This is a genomic window from Pseudomonas gorinensis, assembly GCF_042015035.1.
Classification (GTDB): Bacteria; Pseudomonadota; Gammaproteobacteria; order Pseudomonadales; family Pseudomonadaceae; genus Aquipseudomonas; species Aquipseudomonas gorinensis.
This window is the reverse complement of record NZ_CP167125.1, coordinates 965907-986374: the sequence shown is the minus strand read 5'-3', so window position 1 is coordinate 986374 and position 20468 is coordinate 965907. Positions and strand designations below refer to the sequence as shown.

Genomic DNA, 20468 nt, shown 5'->3' with positions numbered 1-20468 from the left:
GGTATCGGCTGACTCACCACAATCGGGAGCAAGGTCCCCTCATATTTGGGTCGCATTCAGTCATTATTATTGGGGTGACGCCGCAGATCCAAGGTCATCGGGAATTCGTCATTGATCACAACACTCGGCACGGGGAGCTTTCCTGGTGTATGGCCGAGACGGAAGAACCGCGCCATGCGCCGGCTCTCCGCCTCATTGGCATTCACCGGCAAGCTGTCGTAGTTACGTCCGCCCGGATGCGCGACATGGTACTGGCAACCACCCAGCGAGCGCTGCATCCAGGTGTCGAGCAGGTCGAACACCAACGGCGCATGCACCGGGATGGTCGGTTGCAGGCAGTTGGCCGGTTGCCAGGCGCGGTAACGCACGCCGGCGACAAACTCACCCACCCGTCCGGTGGCTTGCAACGGCACTGGAATGCCGTTGCAGGTCAGCAGGTAGCGTTGCGGCGCCAGCCCGGTCAGTTTGACCTGCAGGCGCTCAAGGGACGAGTCCACATAACGCACCGTGCCGCCCGCCGCGCCCTCTTCGCCCAGCACATGCCAGGGTTCCAAGGCCTGGCGCAGTTCCAGTTCGATCCCGCTGACGGCGTAATCGCCGACCTTGGGGAAGCGGAACTCCAGGTGCGCGGCGAACCATTCGGCCCGCAACGGGTAACCGGCGGCGTTCAACTCGACGATTACGTCGGCAAAATCCTGCTCGATAAAGTGCGGCAACAGGAAACGGTCATGCAACTCAGTGCCCCAGCGCGCCAGTTTCGGCGGCGCATAGGGTTCACGCCAGAAACGCGCCACCAAGGCCCGCAGCAGCAATTGCTGGGTCAGGCTCATGCGTGCGTGGGGCGGCATTTCAAAGGCGCGCAATTCCAGCAGGCCCAGGCGGCCAGTGGCACCGTCCGGCGAGTAGAGCTTGTCGATACAGAATTCGGCGCGGTGGGTGTTGCCCGTCACGTCGATCAACAGGTTGCGCAGCAGGCGATCCACCAACCACGGCGGGCATTCTTCACCGGGCTGGGGCATTTGGGCGAAGGCGATTTCCAGCTCATACAGCGCATCGTTGCGCGCTTCATCCACCCGCGGTGCCTGGGAAGTCGGACCGATAAACAGGCCGGAAAACAAGTACGACAGCGAGGGGTGGTTATGCCAGTAGCTGATCAGGCTGCGTAGCAGGTCGGGCCGGCGCAGGAACGGCGAATCCTTGGGCGTCGCGCCGCCCAGTACAAAATGGTTGCCACCGCCGGTGCCGGTGTGGCGGCCGTCGATCATGAACTTCTCGGTGGTCAGGCGGGTTTGCCGCGCCTCCTCGTAGAGGAATTCGGTACGTTCCACCAATTCGTCCCAAGTGGCGGACGGCTGCACGTTGACCTCAATCACACCCGGGTCCGGCGTGACGCGGAAGTTGCTCAGGCGCATATCGAACGGTGGCTCGTAGCCTTCCAGCAACACCGGGCAATGCAGCTCTTCGGCGGTGGCTTCAATGGCGGCGACCAACTCCAGGTAGTCCTCGACCCGCTCCAATGGCGGCATGAACAGGTACAGGCGCCCTTCCCGCGCTTCGGCGCACAGAGCGGTGCGGGTCAGCCAGTCGGCAGACTCATCGATCTTCGGCACGCGCTCGTCGCTCGGCGCCGGTTCGCCATGGCTTTGCAGTTGGGCGCTGGTCGGCAACTCCGGCTGATCCTGGTTCGGGTCAGTCGGGTGCACGAACGGATACTCCGCCGCCGTCACCCACGGCTGCGAGGCCAACGGCAGGCGATAGCCCAACGGCGAATCCCCCGGTACCAGGCGGCAATGGTTATCGCGCAGGTACCAGCGCCCGCTCTGCCAGCGGTCATTGGCCGCCGTGCGCGCCAGCGGCAGCACTTGGCCGATGACTTTATCCAGGCCCTGGCTGAACACCTTGCGCAGGCGTTCGCGCTCCAGGTCGTCGCTCAGGCGCGGGTCCTGGGCGGTGACGTTTTGTGGCAACGCACCTTCGCGCCACAGGTAGTAGAAGTTGTCTTCATAGGCCGGGAACACAAAGCGTGCCGGCAGCTTGAGGCGTTCGGCGACACTGGCGAGGAAGCGCCCAGCCAATGCGCCATCGGCGCCGTAGTCCTGTTGTTCGTCGGCAATCAGCGCGCTGTTGTGCCAGATGGGCACGCCGTCACGGCGCCAATAGCAGTTCAGCGACCAGCGCGGCAATTGCTCGCCGGGGTACCACTTGCCCTGGCCGAAATGCACCAGCCCCTTGGGTGCGTAGTGCTTGCGCATGCGCTGGAACAGCTCGGCGGACAAGCGACGCTTGTCCGGCCCGAGAGCCGCGGTGTTCCACTCGGCGCCATCAGGATCGTCGATGGAAACGAAGGTCGGCTCGCCGCCCATGGTCAGGCGCACATCATCCTTGAGCAGGTCGCCATCGATCTGCCGGCCCAGGGCCTGGATCGCCAGCCATTGCTCTTCGGTGTAGGGCTTGGTCACCCGTGGCGCTTCCCAGATGCGCTCCACCGACATTTCATGGGTGAATTCGCACTCGCAGGGTTCCACCAGCCCGCTGATCGGCGCAGCAGACGATGGATCAGGACTACAGGCCAATGGGATATGCCCTTCACCGGCGAACAACCCGGAGGTGGCATCCAGGCCGATCCAGCCGGCACCGGGCAAATACACTTCGCACCAAGCGTGCAGGTCGGTGAAGTCGACTTCGGTGCCGGAGGGGCCGTCGAGGGCTTTGACGTCGGCGGTCAGCTGGATCAGATAACCGGACACAAACCGCGCCGCCAAACCGAGGTTGCGCAACAGTTGCACCAGCAGCCAGGCCGAATCACGGCAGGAGCCGGAAGCGTTTTCCAGGGTGAATTCCGGGGTTTGCACACCTGGTTCCATGCGGATCAGGTAGCCGATGTCGGCGGCCAGGCGCTGGTTGAGGCCCACCAGGAAATCAACGGCCGGCAACGGCGTGCGGTCGATACCCGCCAAGTAGGCGGCAAACTTCGGCGTCAGCGGCAAGGTTTCCAGGTACGGCGCCAGCTCACGCTGCTCATCGGCGGCGTAGCTGAAGGGGATTTTTTCGGCGTAGGGCTCAAGGAAAAAGTCGAACGGGTTGAACACCGCCATCTCGGCGACCAGGTCGACTTCGATGCGCAGTTCATCGGTTTTTTCCGGGAACACCAGGCGCGCCAGGTAATTGCCCTGGGGGTCCTGCTGCCAATTGATGAAATGCTGCTCGGGCAGCACTTTGAGAGCGTAGGACAAAATCCGCGTGCGGCTATGGGCAGCCGGGCGCAGACGCACGATCTGTGGGCCGAGTTCGACCGCGCGGTCGTAGCGGTAATGCGTAACATGGTGCAACGCGACATGAATCGACACGGCGGCCTCCTGCGAGCCAGGGCATGGACACAACGCGCGCAAGACTTATGCCAGAGCGGCGGTCATTGCGCTTTATCGTAAGACCCGGTGCAGTACAGCACCAAAACGGCGCCAACGTGTGCGCCCTGGTGCGAGGGTTGCACATATTTGTGGCGCCCGTGTGAGGAGGGGTGGTGAATCTACCCAGTCAGCGAGCCTTGTGCTTGGCGATCACGGCTTCTTTAAGGCGGCGAATTTCCAGCAGCTTTTGGCGCATTTCGCGGTGGCGCTTGCTGTTGAGCAACAGCAAGCCCAGCAACGGAAACAGCACCAGGATCGCGCCTACTGAATAGTTGGCCTTGAGCGCGGGATCAAGACCGCGCAAATAGGTCACGCCAGCCATGGAAAACGAGGCTGAGCCGGAGAAGATCGCCATGAAAATCGTCCCCATGAAGACCGGGAAATAGCGCGCGAGGAAACCGTTTATCGAAGGCGGCGCCTTCACATGCGACTACTCGATCTGACGGTTGATTTAACCGCCTGCCGAATGCGACGGATTCCCACGAGTTTCGTGCGCATCTCTCGTTGAACCTTGCTGTTAAGTGTCAATAATCCAAGCAATGGGAATAACAGCGCCAACCCATAAAGGACTTTGTGAGGCTGGAATTGAACCATCGGAACTACAAACAGTAGACAGGCGACATAGATACCGACCATTACCCACACCCAGGAGGGTCGCCCCCGCAAAATCATAAAGTTGCTATGGACCGTCAACAGAATGAGCAGCGCCCCGGCAGACATGATCTTGAGCCCCACTTGAGCCATCGGCGCATCACGAAAATAGGTGATGAACGCCAGCGCCACAGCCAACGCCAAAGAAAAACACGCAGCAAATACGCCGCCCATAAACGTCAGAAAGTATTGTCTGAAAAAGTCGCGTAGCGTCATCAATTCGCTCATTCGCTTACCTCCTCGTACAGTCCAATCGCGATGGTGTTGACGTTTCCGGAGTAGGCACTCCCGCCAAACCCAACGCTTGCGCCCAGGACGTCTTTGATCTGGGTAGTGGTGCTGTGCTTGAGCTGCGTAGGGGTGAAACGCTTGGTGAGTTCGCCCGACGCCTGCCTCAACTTGATCATCTTCGCGGTCAAGCTGGGATGGTTGATGCTCAGCAGCTCTTTCGTCAGCTTGGCTCTTTCCTGGCGATTCAAACCGCGAAGCACATCACGCAGGCTCTTGCCCGTCGATGCTTTGGCGGCCCTGACCAGCTTGACCGTCGTCAGGGCCGAAGCGCCCACGCCTGCCAGTGATACGGCGTCCAGCACGATGGACGCATTCTGGTACCAGCCTTCACTGTCGAGCGAATCCTTGACCTCAGGTTTGGCGACTTCCAGCGCTGTTCGGGCAATGCCGTTGAAACACTGAAGCGTACTTGCGCCGGCAGCCGCATACCCCACTACAACGATGACGGAACTGGCTCCAGCGCTGAAAGGCACCAGAATTGTTCCACTGGCGATCGCAGCCCAACTGATGACCGCCCCCAAGCAGGAGATTCCGGTATTCACGGCTTCGCCAATCAGTCGCGATTCTCGAGGATTGCTCACGACATGTTGAGCAAACTGTGTTGGCGCAATGTACTTCTGCGCTTCACGCAAAATGATGCGCTTGGGCTTGATGCTGCAGATGGGCTTGAATTCGCGCAGGGTAATGACATTGAAGTCAGCGTCGACATACACCACCCCCGCGCCGACGATACCGGGGTCGGCGTCGATGGCGGCGAACAGGCGCTGCAGGTTGATCTGGCTTTCGATGCGCTGGCGCGCCATGAACTGGGAGCGGTTGGAGTCCATGCCGATGCCGAGCAGGGGGTTGCCCATGGGGGTGTTCTTCCTTGAAGAGGTGGTAACTGGAGTGACGCTATCGGGGGCAAGCCCCCTCCCACACTTGATGTGTGAATACATTCAAAATGTGGGAGGGAGCTTGCCCCCGATAGCGATTTAATGGCCGCCACCTTAACAAACAGACTCCCCACCGCCTAGAAAGCAAAACGCCAGCACGAGGCTGGCGTTTTGCATATTCACGCGGCGATCAACGCGGCACGACCGGCTTGCGGGCTGGCTTGCCGCCCTTGCCCTTGGCCGCATCAGCGCGCTCCTTGGCCGCCTGCTTGTTGCGCGCCATGGCCGCGGCCTTGGCTTGCTCGCGCTTGTCCCACGGGTTGCTGCCGTCACTGCCACGGGGTGGCAGGCCGGTGTGTTGGGTGAGGATCCGGGTGGTGGTTTCCTTGGCGACCTTATGGCTGCCGGCCGGCGTCGAGTTCTTGCGACGCGCGCTCTGGTAGCTGTCGGTGGCGGGCTGGTGCAAGGGGATCAATTGATCCTTGCCCGGCCCGATCAAGTCGGCGCGGCCCATGCGGGTCAGCGCTTCACGCAGCATCGGCCAACCTTTCGGGTCGTGGTAACGCAGGAACGCCTTGTGCAGGCGGCGCTGTTCTTCGCTCTTGACGATGGTCACCGCGTCACTCTTGTAGGTGACCTTGCGCAGCGGGTTCTTGCCCGAGTGATACATCGCGGTGGCGGTGGCCATCGGCGACGGATAGAACGCCTGCACCTGGTCGGCGCGGAAGCCGTTGCCCTTGAGCCACAGGGCCAGGTTCATCATGTCTTCATCGGTGGTGCCGGGGTGGGCCGCGATAAAGTACGGGATCAGGTACTGCTCCTTGCCCGCTTCCTTGGTGTACTTCTCGAACATGCGCTTGAACTTGTCATAGCTGCCAATGCCCGGCTTCATCATCTGGTTGAGCGGACCTTCCTCGGTGTGTTCCGGGGCGATCTTCAGGTAGCCACCGACATGGTGGGTGACCAGCTCTTTGACGTATTCCGGCGACTCGACCGCGAGGTCGTAGCGCAGGCCGGAAGCGATCAGGATCTTCTTCACACCCGGCAATGCCCGGGCGCTGCGATACAGCTGGATCAGCGACGAGTGGTCGGTGTTCAGGTTCGGGCAGATGCCGGGAAACACGCACGACGGCTTGCGGCACGCGGATTCGATTTCCGGGCTCTTGCAGGCAATGCGGTACATGTTGGCGGTCGGGCCGCCGAGGTCGGAGATCACCCCGGTGAAACCTGGGACCTTGTCACGGATCTCCTCGATCTCGCGAATAATCGACTCTTCGGAACGGTTCTGGATGATCCGGCCTTCGTGCTCGGTGATCGAGCAGAAGGTGCAGCCGCCGAAGCAGCCACGCATGATGTTCACCGAGAAACGGATCATGTCGTAGGCCGGAATTTTTTCCTTGCCATACGCCGGGTGCGGGACACGCGCGTATGGCATGCCAAACACGTAGTCCATTTCTTCGGTGGTCATCGGGATGGGCGGCGGGTTGAACCACACGTCCACTTCACCGTGCTTCTGCACCAGGGCGCGGGCGTTGCCTGGGTTGGTTTCCAGGTGCAGTACGCGGTTGGCGTGGGCATAGAGCACGGCGTCGCCACGGACCTTTTCCACCGATGGCAGGCGGATCACGGTCTTGTCGCGGGTCATGCGCGGGCTGGCCAGGATCTGCACGACCTTGGCTTCCTGCGGATCATCAACGGGCCCCTTTTCCTGCTCGATGGCGCAGGCCTGGGTGTCCTGGGTATTCACGTACGGGTTGATGATCTTGTCGACCTTGCCCGGACGGTCGATACGGGTGGAGTCCACTTCGTACCAGCCGGCTGGCGTGTCGCGACGGATGAACGCGGTGCCGCGCACGTCGGTGATGTCTTCGATCTTGTGGCCCCACGACAGGCGCTGGGCAACCTCGACGATGGCCCGCTCGGCGTTGCCGTACAGCAGGATGTCGGCGGTGGCGTCGATCAGGATCGAGTTGCGCACCCGGTCCTGCCAGTAGTCGTAGTGGGCAATGCGGCGCAAGGAGGCTTCGATGCCGCCAAGTACGATCGGTACGTTCTTGTAGGCCTCCTTGCAACGCTGGCTGTACACCAGGCTGGCGCGATCCGGGCGTTTGCCGGCCATGCCGCCAGGGGTGTAGGCGTCGTCGGAGCGGATTTTCTTGTCGGCGGTGTAGCGGTTGATCATCGAGTCCATGTTGCCGGCCGCGACGCCGAAGAACAGGTTCGGCTCGCCGAGCTTCATGAAGTCGTCTTTGGACTGCCAGTTCGGCTGCGCGATGATCCCGACGCGGAAGCCCTGGGACTCCAGCAGCCGGCCGATGATGGCCATGCCAAACGACGGGTGGTCCACGTACGCATCACCGGTGACGATGATGATGTCACACGAATCCCAGCCAAGCTGATCCATCTCCTCCCTGCTCATCGGCAGGAATGGCGCAGGACCGAAACATTCGGCCCAGTACTTGGGATAGTCAAATAACGGCTTGGCTGTTTGCATGACGGTGACCGGTGTTGAGATGAAAAATCGCGGGCGCGGAATATAGCACAAATTTTGACCAATTCCGACGGTAATGGTCGGAATTGAACACGAGGGTTATTCGTCGTCGTCGAAGTTGTAGCTACCCGGCGCAAGGTTCTCGAAACGGGTGTACTTACCGATGAATGCCAGGCGGATAAAGCCAATCGGCCCGTTCCGCTGCTTGCCGATAATGATCTCGGCAATCCCCTTGTGCTCGGTCTCGGGGTGATACACCTCGTCGCGGTATACGAACATGATCACGTCAGCATCCTGCTCGATCGCTCCGGATTCCCGCAAGTCGGAGTTGACCGGGCGCTTGTTGGGACGTTGTTCCAAGGAACGGTTGAGCTGGGACAACGCCACCACCGGGCAGTTGAATTCCTTGGCCAGGGCTTTCAAGGACCGGGAGATTTCGGAAATCTCGTTGGTCCGGTTGTCACCGCTGGAGCCCGGGATCTGCATCAGTTGCAGGTAGTCGATCATGATCAGGGCGATATCGCCATGTTCACGCACCAGGCGACGGGTCCGTGCACGCATCTCGGACGGGCTGATACCCGCGGTGTCATCGATGAACAGCTTGCGATCGTTGAGCAGGTTGACCGCGGAGGTCAACCTTGGCCAATCGTCATCTTCCAGGCGACCGGCACGCACCTTGGTCTGGTCAATACGGCCCAAGGACGAGAGCATCCGCATGATCAGCGATTCACCTGGCATCTCCAGGGAATACACCAGCACCGTCTTGTCACTGCGCAACACGGCGTTTTCCACCAGGTTCATCGCAAAGGTGGTCTTACCCATGGATGGACGCCCGGCGACGATGATCAAGTCGGCCGGTTGCAGACCGCTGGTCTTCTCATCGAGGTCGGTGTAGCCGGTGGAAATACCCGTGATGGAGTTGTCGGTGTTGAACAGCGTATCGATACGATCGATCGCTTTGGTCAGCAGGTCGTTGACGCTGACCGGCCCGCCGGTTTTAGGGCGGGCTTCGGCGATCTGGAAGATCTGTCGTTCGGCTTCGTCGAGGATCTCGGCGGCGGTGCGGCCTTCAGGGTTGAAGGCGCTGTCGGCGATTTCAGTACTGATGCCGATCAACTGGCGCAGGGTGGCGCGCTCACGGACGATCTGGGCATAGGCCTTGATGTTGGCGACGGATGGCGTGTTTTTCGCCAGCTCACCGAGGTAACCGAGGCCGCCGACCTGGGAGGTCTGGCCTTCCTTGTCCAGTTGCTCGGCCAGGGTCACCACGTCGATCGGCGAGTTCTGGTCGGCCAGCTTGGCAATGGCGCGGAAGATCAGGCGGTGGTCATGACGATAGAAATCACCGTCCGAGACTTGATCCAGCACGCGCTCCCAGGCGTTGTTATCCAGCATCAAGCCACCGAGCACGGCCTGTTCGGCCTCGATGGAATGCGGCGGCACCTTCAGGGCAGCGGTTTGCAGATCGTATTGCTCAGGAGCTGAAATATCGTTCATGGCCACTTGGAATTAGGGGTGTGTAGAAAAACAAAAGGCACGACCTGTAAACAGGATCGTGCCCGATGTTAACTGGCTGACACGCGAGGTGCCAGTCAGTTAGGTACTGCTTAAGCTGCTACCACGACAACGCGTACGGTGGCTTCAACTTCGGCGTGCAGGTGCACGGCTACGTCGAATTCACCTACGTTACGGATAGTGCCGTTCGGCAGACGAACTTCGCTTTTCGCAACTTCAACGCCGGAGGCGGTCAGTGCATCAGCGATGTCGTGGGTGCCGATCGAACCGAACAGCTTGCCTTCGTCACCGGCGGTGGCAGTGATAGTCACTTCCAGCTCAGCCAGTTGGGCAGCGCGAGTTTCGGCCGAAGCTTTTTTGTCTGCTGCTGCTTTTTCCAGCTCAGCACGACGCTCTTCAAACGCAGCCAGGTTGGCAGCGGTTGCAGCGGTGGCTTTGCCGTATGGCAGCAGGTAGTTACGACCGTAGCCGGCCTTAACGTTCACTTTGTCGCCCAGGTTGCCCAGGTTGGCGACTTTTTCCAGAAGGATCAGTTGCATGTGAAAATCCTCTAACTTTTAACCTTCACCGTTCGCGTTATCGGCGTCTTTCGGCGCCAGACGACCGCGAAAATCAATCAGGCCGTCGACAATGGCCAAAACCACGAGTAACGGATAGATCAGTTGCATGAACAGCATCAGCGTGACGTACAACCCCACCAGCCAGAACCTGGCCAGGCGCTTCTGCGCCACCAGCCCATGAATCAGGGCCAGCCCGGAAAACACCAGCGGTACGCTGCAAAACAGCAATAACAAGGCAGCTTGTGGACCGAAGTTCGGCCCCACCACCATGCCTGCCAGCAACAACATCGCCGGGCCCGCGGGAATCCTGATACTGCGAAATTCGCGACCAAAACCACCCGGGTTGTACAACAACGCCTGCCAGTAACGCCCAAGCATCAGGCTCAGCACACTGACAATCTGCAACACTACCGCCATCAGGCCGATCAGGGCCGGTGCTATCAGCGCCGCAAGGCGCGCTCGCTCATCTACCGATAACTGCTGGTAGAGATCCCCGAGAGCCAGCGGCAGGACCTTGACGATCTCTTGCGCCAGCGCCTCGATTTGCGGGTGGAAAGCCGCGCCGAGCAACACTGAAAACACCAACCCCAATGCCACGCTGACCAGCAGCGTGCGGACCCAGGACTCACTTGCGCGTAAAACCAACGCAAGGCTCGACGACCCCAACAGCACCATAAGCACCTTGGGTTCGCCCAATTGCAGCCACCAGATCAAGGCGGCCAGCAATCCCAGGGCCAGGACACCCACGGCGTCCTGCAAACCGCGCCGCAGGAGCACAAGGCATCCCGCGGCAGCACCCAACCAATACAACAACGGCAATGCTGCACATCCAGCCACTACCAGAGTGGCCTGCACACGACCGCGCATGATGAACTCAGCTAAGGCGCGCATGCATTCAATCCCTTACTACTTGTCGACTGCCCGGTCTCAGCGGCCGTGGCTGTCGGTGTAGGCCAGCAGGGCCAGGAAGCGGGCGCGCTTGATAGCGGTGGCCAGCTGACGCTGATAACGTGCTTTGGTACCGGTGATACGGCTTGGAACGATTTTGCCGGTCTCGGATACGTAGGCTTTCAGAGTGTTGAGATCTTTGTAATCGATCTCTTTCACGTCTTCAGCGGTGAAACGGCAGAATTTACGACGACGGAAGAAACGTGCCATTTGATAGGCTCCTTAAAAGGTCCGTGGATTACTCGTCAGCGTTATCGCTGTTGTCACTGTCATCAGCGCTATCATCAGCGCCTTCTTCAGGACGGTCGCGACGCTCACGGCGCTCACTGCGGTTTTCTTCAGCCTTGAGCATCTCGGATTGGCCGGTAACGGCTTCTTCGCGACGGATGACCAGGTTACGGATCACTGCATCGTTGTAGCGGAAGTTGTCTTCCAGCTCGGCCAGGGCCTTGCCAGTGCACTCAACGTTCAGCATCACGTAGTGAGCCTTGTGAACATTGTTGATTGCGTAGGCCAGTTGACGACGACCCCAATCTTCCAGACGGTGGATTTTGCCGCCGTCTTCTTCGATCAGCTTGGTGTAACGCTCAACCATGCCGCCGACTTGCTCGCTTTGATCCGGGTGGACCAAAAAGATGATTTCGTAATGACGCATGAATGCTCCTTACGGGTTGTAGCCTGCCGCTCAAAAACGGTCAGACAAGGAGTGAATGACACTTATGGATCTTGCCGCAGGGAGGCACATCGGTGCCTGCCAGGAAGGCAAGGGGCGCAATTGTAGAGAAGGGGGAGAATGGGCGCAAGGCAATTGGTGATTATTTGAACAACCTTCCAAACACCACACAGCAAATGTGGGAGGGGGCTTGCCCCGATTGCGGTGGGCCAGCCACATCACCTGTAACTGATCTACCGCTATCGGGGGCAAGCCCCCTCGCACATTTTGCATCTATGCCAGACTCAGAATTACTTCTTGGCCTTGACCTTGGCACCGCGCTGACGCTGAGCCTCGAACAGGCACACGCCCGTCGCCACCGACACATTGAGACTGCTGACGCTACCAGCCATCGGCAGGTGCACCAGGTAGTCACAATGCTCACGGGTCAGGCGGCGCATGCCTTTGCCTTCGGCCCCCATGATCAGGATGGTTGGGCCGGTGAGGTCCTGGTCATAGATACTGACCTCGGCCTCCCCTGCCGTGCCCACGACCCAAAGGCCGCGCTGCTGGAGCTTCTCCAGGGTTCGCGCAAGGTTGGTCACGGCCACCAGCGGAATCACTTCCGCAGCGCCACAGGCGACTTTACGCACGACCGGGGTCAAGGTTGCCGACTTGTCCTTGGGCACGATCACCGCCAGCGCACCGGCCGCATCCGCTGAACGCAGGCAGGCACCGAGGTTGTGCGGATCGGTTACGCCGTCCAGCACCAGCAACAACGGAGCGCCTTCAGTACGGTCGAGCAGCTCGTCGAGCATCGCCTCGCCCCAGACCTGGCTTGGACTTACATCCGCAACCACGCCTTGGTGAACGCCTTCGACCCACACGTCCATCTCACGACGCTCGGCCTGGCCGATGGCAACTTTATTCTGGTTGGCCAACTCGACCAGCGCCTGTACGCGCGGCTCGCTGCGACCTTCCGCCAGCCAAACCTGCTTGACGCGCTTGGGATGGTGACGCAGCAGTGCTTCTACGGCGTGCACGCCGTAGATTTTTTCCAGACTCATGGCTTGGCCTTAGGTTTGCGCGACCCGCCGCTTTTCGAGGGGGCCGAACCCGCTTTAGGCGGGCCTTTACGGTGTTTACTGGGTTTGCTCGACGGTTTTTCCGCCCCTTGGGACTTTCCCCCAGACGCCGCTTTACCACCGCTTTTGGCTTCATTGAGCAACTGCTGCTTCAATTCACGGCTTTTGCGCAGTTCAGCGTTTTTCGCCGCAGCATCGCTTGGGCGGTAAGCCTCGGGCACTTTGTCCTTGGCTGCAGGACGGCGCCCGGCCTTGGCTGGAGCGGGCTCTGCAACTGCCGCTTTCGCGGGAGCGCCTTTGCCTTTGCTGGCAGGCGGGGTCGTTTCATTGCCACGCTTTTTACGGCCAGTTGGCGATTCGGCGGGCTTGTCAGGCATGCCAAAGTCGATCTTGCGCTCGTCGAGATCGACGCGCATGACCTGCACTTCCACGGTATCGCCCAAACGGAAGCTGCGACCGGTACGCTCACCCGCCAGGCGGTGATGCACAGGATCGAAGTGGTAGTAGTCACCCGGCAAGGCGGTGACGTGCACCAGGCCTTCGACATAGATGTCGGTCAGTTCGACAAACAGACCAAAGCCGGTCACGGCCGTGATCACACCTGGGAACGACTCGCCCACGCGATCCTTCATGAACTCGCACTTGAGCCAGTTCACCACGTCGCGCGTGGCTTCGTCGGCGCGGCGTTCGCTCATGGAGCACTGCTCGCCCAACTGTTCCAGGGCCGCTTCGTCGTACGGATAGATCCGTGCCTTCGGAATGGTCATGGCACCGGCACGCTTGACGTGCGGGGTGTTCTGCTTGGAATGGATCACGCTGCGGATTGCACGGTGCGTGAGCAAGTCCGGATAACGGCGAATCGGCGAGGTGAAGTGGGTGTACGCCTCGTAATTCAGGCCGAAGTGACCCTGGTTGTCGGCGCTGTACACCGCCTGGCTCAGGGAGCGCAGCATCACGGTCTGGATCACATGGTAATCGGGACGGTCCTTGATGCTGGCCAGCAGCGCCTGGTAGTCCTTCGGCGTCGGGCCGTCCTTGCCTTTATGCAGGGACAGGCCCAGCTCGCCGAGGAAAGCGCGCAGTTTTTCCAGACGCTCCGGCGGCGGGCCGTCGTGCACGCGGTACAGCGCAGGGATCTCGTGCTTCTTCAGGAATTCAGCCGTGGCCACGTTGGCCGCCAGCATGCATTCCTCGATCAGCTTGTGCGCATCGTTACGGGTAGTCGGGGTGATTGCGGCGATCTTGCGCTCGGAACCGAAGACAATTCGGGTTTCCTGCGTTTCAAAATCGATCGCGCCACGCACATGACGGGCCCCCAGCAGCACCTTGTAAAGTGCATAGAGCTGCTTGAGATGCGGCACGACATGGCCGTACTCACCACGCAAGGCCTTAGCCTCGCTGGTTTTCGGCTGTTCCAGGATAGTGCTGACCTTGTTGTAGGTCAGGCGGGCCTGGGAGTGGATCACCGCCTCGTAGAACTGATAGTCGGTCATTTCGCCGGTTTTCGAGATAGTCATCTCGCACACCATGGCCAAACGGTCGACTAGAGGGTTCAGGGAGCACAGGCCGTTGGACAGCTGCTCAGGCAGCATCGGGATCACGCGCTCAGGGAAGTACACGGAGTTGCCGCGCACCTGGGCTTCGTTATCCAGGGCCGAACCGATCTTCACATAGCTGGACACGTCGGCAATCGCGACGAACAACTTCCAGCCGCCGGAGAACAGGCGCAGTTTTCCAGGCCGGGCTTCGCAATAGACCGCATCGTCGAAGTCGCGGGCGTCTTCACCATCGATGGTGACGAACGGTAGATGGCGCAGGTCGATGCGCTTTTCTTTGTCTTTCTCTTCGACTTCCGGCTTGAGCTTGGCGGCTTCCTTGAGCACAGCTTCAGGCCAGACGTGAGGAATATCGTAGGTGCGCAGCGCAACGTCGATTTCCATGCCCGGCGCCATGTAGTTGCCGACCACTTCAACGATATCGCCTTGCGGCTGGAAGCGCGCAGTGGGCCAGTGGGTGATTTTCACCTCGACGAACTGACCGACCTTGGCGGCACCATTGCGGCCCGGGGTAATCAGCACTTCCTGCTGGACCTTAGGGTTATCCGGCACAACGAAGCCGATACCGCCTTCTTCGAAGTAGCGGCCGACGATGGACTCGTGGGCACGGGACACCACTTCGACGATCACCCCTTCACGGCGACCGCGACGGTCCAGGCCGGAAACACGCGCCAAGGCACGGTCGCCATCGAACACCAGGCGCATTTGCGCAGGGCTCATAAACAGGTCGTCGCTGCCGTCATCCGGGATCAGGAAGCCGAAGCCGTCACGATGACCGGCAATGCGGCCGAGGATCAGGTCGAGCTTGTCCACAGGCGCGTAGGTGCCACGACGGGTGTAGATCAGTTGAGCATCGCGCTCCATGGCACGCAAACGGCGGCGCAGGGCTTCGAGCTGGTCTTCGGTGGTCAGACCGAATTCTTCGACCAACTGCTCACGGCTAGCAGGCGAACCCCGATCGGCGAGATGCGCCAGGATCAGTTCGCGGCTAGGGATAGGGTTTTCATATTTTTCCGCTTCACGAGCGGCCTCGGGATCGAGGGACTGCCAATCGGCCATTAGAGAGTTTTCACCTTGTCTATATGCGGGTTAGTTTGGCATACGCGTATTGAAACGGGAAATTTCAGGCATCAACAAGCGTTTAAAAGCCCTTTGCGCCCCTCGGAAAGCACCTTGCACGACCACTGGTGACATTTTCCAGGTTTTTTTTGATAGCGGGGGTTTACAGCCAAAAATCCTCTCCGTATAGTGCGCGCCATCGACGACGGCAACGTTGTTGATGCTGCCCAGGTGGTGAAATTGGTAGACACGCCAGCTTCAGGTGCTGGTGATCGCAAGGTCGTGGAAGTTCGAGTCTTCTCCTGGGCACCAATTTCAAACTCAAGATTTCAACCTTGAGTCTCCAAAAACCCGCGAAAGCGGGTTTTTGCGTTTCAGGCCTTTGATTTTTAACGAGAATTTTGATTTATATTTTTCGAATCAGGGGTTTACAGATCAAAAAGCCCGCCGTATAGTTCGCCCCATCAACAGCGGCAACGCTGCTTGAGAATGCCCAGGTGGTGAAATTGGTAGACACGCCAGCTTCAGGTGCTGGTGATCGCAAGGTCGTGGAAGTTCGAGTCTTCTCCTGGGCACCAAATTCAGATCAAACCCGCGAAAGCGGGTTTTTTCGTTTCCGGGGTTTGAAAACTTCCCCAGCTATTTGCCCCTCATCCGCACTTGAGAAGTTTTATCGTTTATCCTTGCAATGATTTGTTGCACACAAGCGAGGAAAACCCTGGATGATGATCCGCGATACCCGTCTCAAAACATCCCTTCTGCGTGGCATGACCCTCACTCTACTCGGACTGGCCCTGCTTTCGCCCGCCGCCTATTGCGCCGATAAAGTCTCCCTGACCTTGTACAACGGCCAACACAAAGAGGTCGGCGATGAACTCGCCAAGGCCTTCGAAGCCAAGACCGGCATTCACGTCAACGTACGCAAAGGCAGCAGCAACCAGCTGGCCAGCCAGGTCGTGGAAGAAGGTGACCGCTCCCCTGCCGACGTGATTTACACCGAAGAATCGCCGCCACTGAACAAACTCGGCGAACAAGGCCTGCTGGCCAAGATCGATGCCAGCACCCTGAATGTACTGCCCAAGGACTATGTCGGCAGCAACGGCGACTGGATGGGCGTGACCGCACGCACCCGCGTCGTGGCCTTCAACCCGAAACTGATCGCCGAAAAAGACCTGCCCAAATCGGTTCTGGATTTCGCCGGCCCCGAGTGGCAAGGCAAGGTCGGCTTTGTACCAACCAGCGGCGCCTTCCAGGAACAAGCCGTGGCAATCATCAAGCTGCACGGTCGCGAAGCCGCCGAAGAATGGCTGACCGGCCTGCGCGCGTTCGGCAAGGTGTACAGCAACAACATGGTTGCCCTCAAAGCCGTGGAAAATGGCGAAGTCGCCACCGTACTGGTCAACAACTACTACTGGTTTGCCCTGAAGAAGGAAAAAACCAACCTGGACTCCCAACTGCACTACTTCACCGATGGCGATGCCGGCGGCCTGATCACGGTCTCCTCGGCGGCGGCACTGAAATCCAGCAAGCATCCCAAAGAGGCCCAGCAACTGCTGGCATTCATGGCCAGCGAAGAAGGCCAGCGTGTAATCACCAACACCTCGGCCGAATACCCGCTGCGCAAGGGCATGCAATCCAATCGTGGCCTCAAGCCTTTCAGCGAACTGCAACCGCCGAAAGTCACCCCGGCTGACTTGGGCAACGCCGAAGAAGCCCTCGAGCTGGAACGTGACGTTGGCCTGAACTGATGAACCCATCGCCACCCGCCCCCGTGGTACACGGGGGGTTCAGCCCACGGCGCAAGCGCCCGTCGATCTGGCTGTTGCTGCCCGTACTGCTCCTGGTGGGCTTGAGCCTGTTGCCGCTGGCCTACGTCGGGCTCAAAGCCTGGCAAGCGGGATGGGCGCAGGCGCTGCATCTGCTATGGCGGCCCTACGTCTTTGGCTTGTTGCGCAATACCCTCGCCTTGATGGTCGGGGTAACGCTGGCGTGTGGTGTGATCGGCTTGTCCCTGGCCTGGCTGCTGGAGCGCAGCAACTTGCCAGGGCGACGCATCTGGGGCGTGATTCTGTGCCTGCCGTTTGCGGTACCGGCGTTTGTCAGCAGCTTCACCTGGGTGTCGCTGAGCGCCAACTTCGAAGGACTCGGCGGGGCGATCCTGGTCATGACCCTGTCCAAGTACCCGCTGGTGTTCCTACCAGTGGCGGCGACCCTGCGCAATCTGGACCCGTCCCTGGAGGAATCAGCCCGCACCCTGGGGCTCAATCGCTGGGGAGTATTCTTTCGCATTACCCTGCCCCTGCTGTGGCCGTCCCTGCTGGCCGGGGCGCTGTTGATCGCGTTGCATATGCTGGTGGAATTCGGCGCACTGTCGATCATCGGCCTGCAGACCTTTACCACGGCGATCTACCAGCAGTTCGAACTGGAGTTCAGCAATGCCAACGCCGCGATGTTATCGGCGGTGCTGCTGGTGATGTGCCTCACCCTGCTGTGGCTGGAGCTGCGCGTGCGCGGCAAGGGCCGACACGTACGCATCGGCCAAGGGGCTGCGCGTCATGCCGAACAGGTTCGCCTGGGCAGGTGGGCGCTCTTGGGCCAAGTCTATTGCCTTGCGCTGGCAATCATCGGCAGCGGCATTCCCCTGGGCATGCTGGGTTACTGGCTGGCGGTGGGCTCGTCGGCGGCGTTCCCGGTGGCCGAGATCAGTGAGGCGCTGCTATCGTCCCTGGCGCTGTCGCTGGGTGGCGCGGCGCTGTGCCTGGTGCTGGCCGTGCCGGTGGGGTTGCTGGTGGTGCGCTACAAGGGCCAACTGGCGATCTGGGCCGAACGCCTGCCGTACTTGCTGCACGCCCTGCCCGGCCTGGTGATTGCGCTGACCCTGGTGTATTTCGCCCTGCATTACGTGCCAGTGCTGTACCAGACGTCAGCGCTGCTGCTGATTGCCTATGCGCTACTGTTTTTGCCGCTGGCCCAGGCGCCGGTTCGTACCGCCTTGAACAAAGCCGCGCCACAACTGGAAGAAGCCGCGCGCACCCTGGGCGCGTCATCGTTCAGCGCGTTTTGCCGGGTAACCTTGCCGATTATCTTCCCGGCATTGGGCGCGGCGTTTGCGCTGGTGTTCCTGGACGCAATGAAGGAATTGACGGCGACGTTGCTGCTCAGCCCAACCGGGCTGAATACCTTGGCGACGGAGGTGTGGGCGCATACCTCGAATGTGGAATTCGCGGCGGCGGCGCCTTATGCGGCGCTGTTGATATTGGTGTCGGGGTTGCCGGTGTATTTGCTGACGACACGGATGTATCTGAGTCGCTGAAACCGCTATCGGGGCAAGCCCCCTCCCACATTTGAATGCATTTCAACCCGTGGGAGGGGGCCAGTCCAGGCGAGGCTAAGCCCGAAACTGCCCCAGGCTCGCCTTCAACTGCGCCGCCAAACCATCCAGCACCTTACCACTGGCCGTCGTCTCCACCACCGCCTGCGCGGCACGTTCGGCCTGGGCATGGATCACCTCGACCCGCCCCCGCACTGCATGGGCACCCTGGGCCTGATGCTCGGCTGCGCGCGTGGCCAGGCCGATCGCGGCATGCACCTGCTCCACCGAAGCCTGCACGGTCTGCTGCAAGCGCACGCTGTCGCGCAGCACCAGCAACCCTTCGCTGGCCTGGCGCCCGGCCTTGCCGATAGTTTCCACCGCCTCACGCGCGCCCTGCTGCAGCGCCACGATATGCGCCTGGATATCGCCGGTAGAGCTTTGGGTCTTGCTGGCCAGCGCCCGCACCTCATCCGCCACCACGGCGAAGCCACGACCCGTCTCACCGGCGCGTGCCGCTTCGATCGCGGCGTTCAGGGCAAGCAGGTTGGTTTGCTCGGCAATGCCGTGAATCACGGTCAGCACCACCTCGATCTGCTCACTTTGCTGCGCCAATCGCTCGATCACCTTGGACCCCGCCTCGACCTGCCCCGCCAGCGCCTCAATCAGGCTCCCCACTTCAGCCGAGGTACGCGCGTTCTCATCGGTGGCCTGACGAATATCCACCACCTGCTGCAACGCTGCCTGCATCGCATGGCTCTCGGCCTGGGCTTCATCAGCCATTTGCGAGAGTGCGCGCAAGCTCTCGGCCACCTCATCACGCTGCAGGCCGGCGGCCGCATCGGCGCCGGCATTGCGCAAGGTCATGGCACCGATCTCCACACCGGTCCGCTGAGCCACATCACCCGCTTCACGCACGATGGGCTGCAACTTATCCACAAAGCGATTGACCGCCGAGGCCATGTCGCCGATTTCGTCCTGGCTATTGATCTGCACGCGCTTGGTCAGGTCGCCCTCGCCCGCCGCCAGGTCATCCATGGCCGCAATCAGCAACTTCAGGCGATTGACCACACGGCGCCCAAGCACCACGGCGATCAGCAGCAACACGCCAAAGCCAACCCCTGCGAGCCCCATGCCGATGCGCCAGCGCAAGGTGCCGGCGGCTTCCTGCACAGCGCTGGTGGTATTGGCGGTCATTTGGGTGGCGGTGGTTTGCGCCGATTGCAGGCGCGCGCCCATGGCAGTCGCGCTGTCTGCTGCCGCCCCTTTGAGGCTATCGCCGACCAACTGATCGCCGCTGGCAATCAAGGCGGCAAAACGCTTGTCCAACGCCTGCAGGTCGGCTTCTACCGATGCCGTCGAAACCCCCATGCGCACTTTGCCAATCTCGACACCATTGGGGCTGATGGACGCTTCGACGTAGTACACAGAAGGGTCGGTCTTGGCCGCATCCAGCACTTTATCCAGCGCGCGATCACCTGCGCCCTTTGCCAGCAACACCTGGTTGATCGGGTTTTCGCGGTTCAGGTAGCGAGTCAAATGCTCACCGGCGGCGTCGTCGTAGACCACGAACAACACGTTGGGATTGCGCTGGGCACGCCGGGCAAACTCAGACAACGTGGGCACATCACTGTCCCACATGGCGCGGGGCGCCACCGAGGCCAGCAGTTGCGCCATATCATTGGCGGAGTCTTGCAGGTCTTTTTCCAGGGTCGCACGCAATTGCTTCTGTTCTGCCTGCAGGCGCTCGGAAAGCCCGGCGGTCAGACGCTGACGGGTACTGCTGGACAAGCTGTCCAGGCTGGATGTGACTTCCTTGCCGGCCTGCGCCAGTTCGCCAGAGAGCTTCTGACTATCGACGCCCAGGCGACTGCCCAAATCAGCTTCAAGTGCCGTGACCGTGCTCCGGGTCAGAGCGACCGCCACCAGCACTTGCACCAAAAGAGCGATACCTAGGGTAACGAACACCGGCCGCAACAGACGGCTTTGTAACAATGAGAGAACGGCAGACATCGGGAATCCCTCCACCACGGGTGCCATTAATTTGATAGCACCGCGAAAGAAAGAA

15 protein-coding genes and 2 tRNA genes are annotated in these 20468 nt (G+C 60.5%); 4 read left to right on the top strand and 13 right to left on the bottom strand.

Annotated features, from left to right (window positions below; genetic code table 11):
- Positions 1-56: 56 nt before the first annotated feature.
- The 12 genes from AB7933_RS04375 to rnr all read right to left on the bottom strand — a co-directional run bounded on the left by AB7933_RS04375 (position 57) and on the right by rnr (position 15090).
- Positions 57-3347 carry a DUF2126 domain-containing protein gene (locus AB7933_RS04375; protein WP_024073096.1) on the bottom strand — a complete coding sequence of 1097 codons (3291 nt, stop codon included), beginning with the start codon at positions 3345-3347 and terminating at the stop codon, positions 57-59.
- A 187-nt stretch (positions 3348-3534) separates the two neighbouring features.
- Positions 3535-3831 (bottom strand): hypothetical protein, encoded by a 297-nt coding sequence (locus AB7933_RS04370; protein ID WP_024073095.1) that lies wholly within the window; start codon positions 3829-3831, stop codon positions 3535-3537.
- Positions 3828-4286 carry a hypothetical protein gene (locus AB7933_RS04365; protein ID WP_024073094.1) on the bottom strand — a complete coding sequence of 153 codons (459 nt, stop codon included), beginning with the start codon at positions 4284-4286 and terminating at the stop codon, positions 3828-3830. Before AB7933_RS04365 ends, AB7933_RS04370 begins: the two co-directional genes overlap by 4 nt.
- Complete coding sequence (locus AB7933_RS04360) at positions 4283-5203, bottom strand: hypothetical protein (protein WP_024073093.1); 921 nt, start codon at positions 5201-5203, stop codon at positions 4283-4285. The genes AB7933_RS04365 and AB7933_RS04360 overlap by 4 nt, the downstream gene beginning before the upstream one ends.
- Positions 5204-5414: 211 nt before the next feature.
- A complete protein-coding gene (locus AB7933_RS04355; protein ID WP_024073092.1) occupies positions 5415-7718 on the bottom strand; it encodes a YgiQ family radical SAM protein in 2304 nt (767 codons plus the stop codon).
- Between the two features lie 96 nt (positions 7719-7814).
- Complete coding sequence (dnaB, locus tag AB7933_RS04350) at positions 7815-9212, bottom strand: replicative DNA helicase (protein ID WP_024073091.1); 1398 nt, start codon at positions 9210-9212, stop codon at positions 7815-7817.
- A gap of 110 nt (positions 9213-9322) precedes the next feature.
- Positions 9323-9769 carry a 50S ribosomal protein L9 gene (gene rplI / locus AB7933_RS04345; RefSeq protein WP_010563337.1) on the bottom strand — a complete coding sequence of 149 codons (447 nt, stop codon included), beginning with the start codon at positions 9767-9769 and terminating at the stop codon, positions 9323-9325.
- 18 nt (positions 9770-9787) lie between these two features.
- Positions 9788-10681 (bottom strand): hypothetical protein, encoded by an 894-nt coding sequence (locus AB7933_RS04340; protein ID WP_024073090.1) that lies wholly within the window; start codon positions 10679-10681, stop codon positions 9788-9790.
- 36 nt (positions 10682-10717) lie between these two features.
- Positions 10718-10948, bottom strand: coding sequence for a 30S ribosomal protein S18 (rpsR, locus tag AB7933_RS04335; RefSeq protein ID WP_002551829.1), 231 nt, complete (start codon positions 10946-10948; stop codon positions 10718-10720).
- Between the two features lie 28 nt (positions 10949-10976).
- The gene (gene rpsF / locus AB7933_RS04330; protein WP_005784250.1) at positions 10977-11393 is read right to left on the bottom strand and encodes a 30S ribosomal protein S6; all 417 of its coding nucleotides are present in this window, start codon (positions 11391-11393) and stop codon (positions 10977-10979) included.
- A gap of 308 nt (positions 11394-11701) precedes the next feature.
- Entirely contained in the window at positions 11702-12457 is a 756-nt protein-coding gene (gene rlmB / locus AB7933_RS04325; protein ID WP_024073089.1) for a 23S rRNA (guanosine(2251)-2'-O)-methyltransferase RlmB, read from the bottom strand.
- Positions 12454-15090: a ribonuclease R gene (gene rnr, locus AB7933_RS04320; RefSeq protein ID WP_305452846.1), complete on the bottom strand. Its 2637-nt coding sequence runs from the start codon at positions 15088-15090 to the stop codon at positions 12454-12456. Before rnr ends, rlmB begins: the two co-directional genes overlap by 4 nt.
- Positions 15091-15315: 225 nt before the next feature.
- Here rnr and AB7933_RS04315 point away from each other — a divergent pair.
- The 4 genes from AB7933_RS04315 to AB7933_RS04300 all read left to right on the top strand — a co-directional run bounded on the left by AB7933_RS04315 (position 15316) and on the right by AB7933_RS04300 (position 18403).
- A tRNA-Leu gene (locus AB7933_RS04315) sits at positions 15316-15402 on the top strand.
- Between the two features lie 179 nt (positions 15403-15581).
- A tRNA-Leu gene (locus AB7933_RS04310) sits at positions 15582-15668 on the top strand.
- A 144-nt stretch (positions 15669-15812) separates the two neighbouring features.
- Positions 15813-16838, top strand: coding sequence for an iron ABC transporter substrate-binding protein (locus AB7933_RS04305; RefSeq protein ID WP_024073087.1), 1026 nt, complete (start codon positions 15813-15815; stop codon positions 16836-16838).
- Entirely contained in the window at positions 16838-18403 is a 1566-nt protein-coding gene (locus tag AB7933_RS04300) for an ABC transporter permease (RefSeq protein WP_024073086.1), read from the top strand. Before AB7933_RS04305 ends, AB7933_RS04300 begins: the two co-directional genes overlap by 1 nt.
- Before the next feature lie 75 nt (positions 18404-18478).
- Here the strand turns inward: AB7933_RS04300 and AB7933_RS04295 are convergent, their stop codons facing one another.
- Positions 18479-20413: a methyl-accepting chemotaxis protein gene (locus AB7933_RS04295; RefSeq protein ID WP_024073085.1), complete on the bottom strand. Its 1935-nt coding sequence runs from the start codon at positions 20411-20413 to the stop codon at positions 18479-18481.
- Positions 20414-20468: the final 55 nt, after the last annotated feature.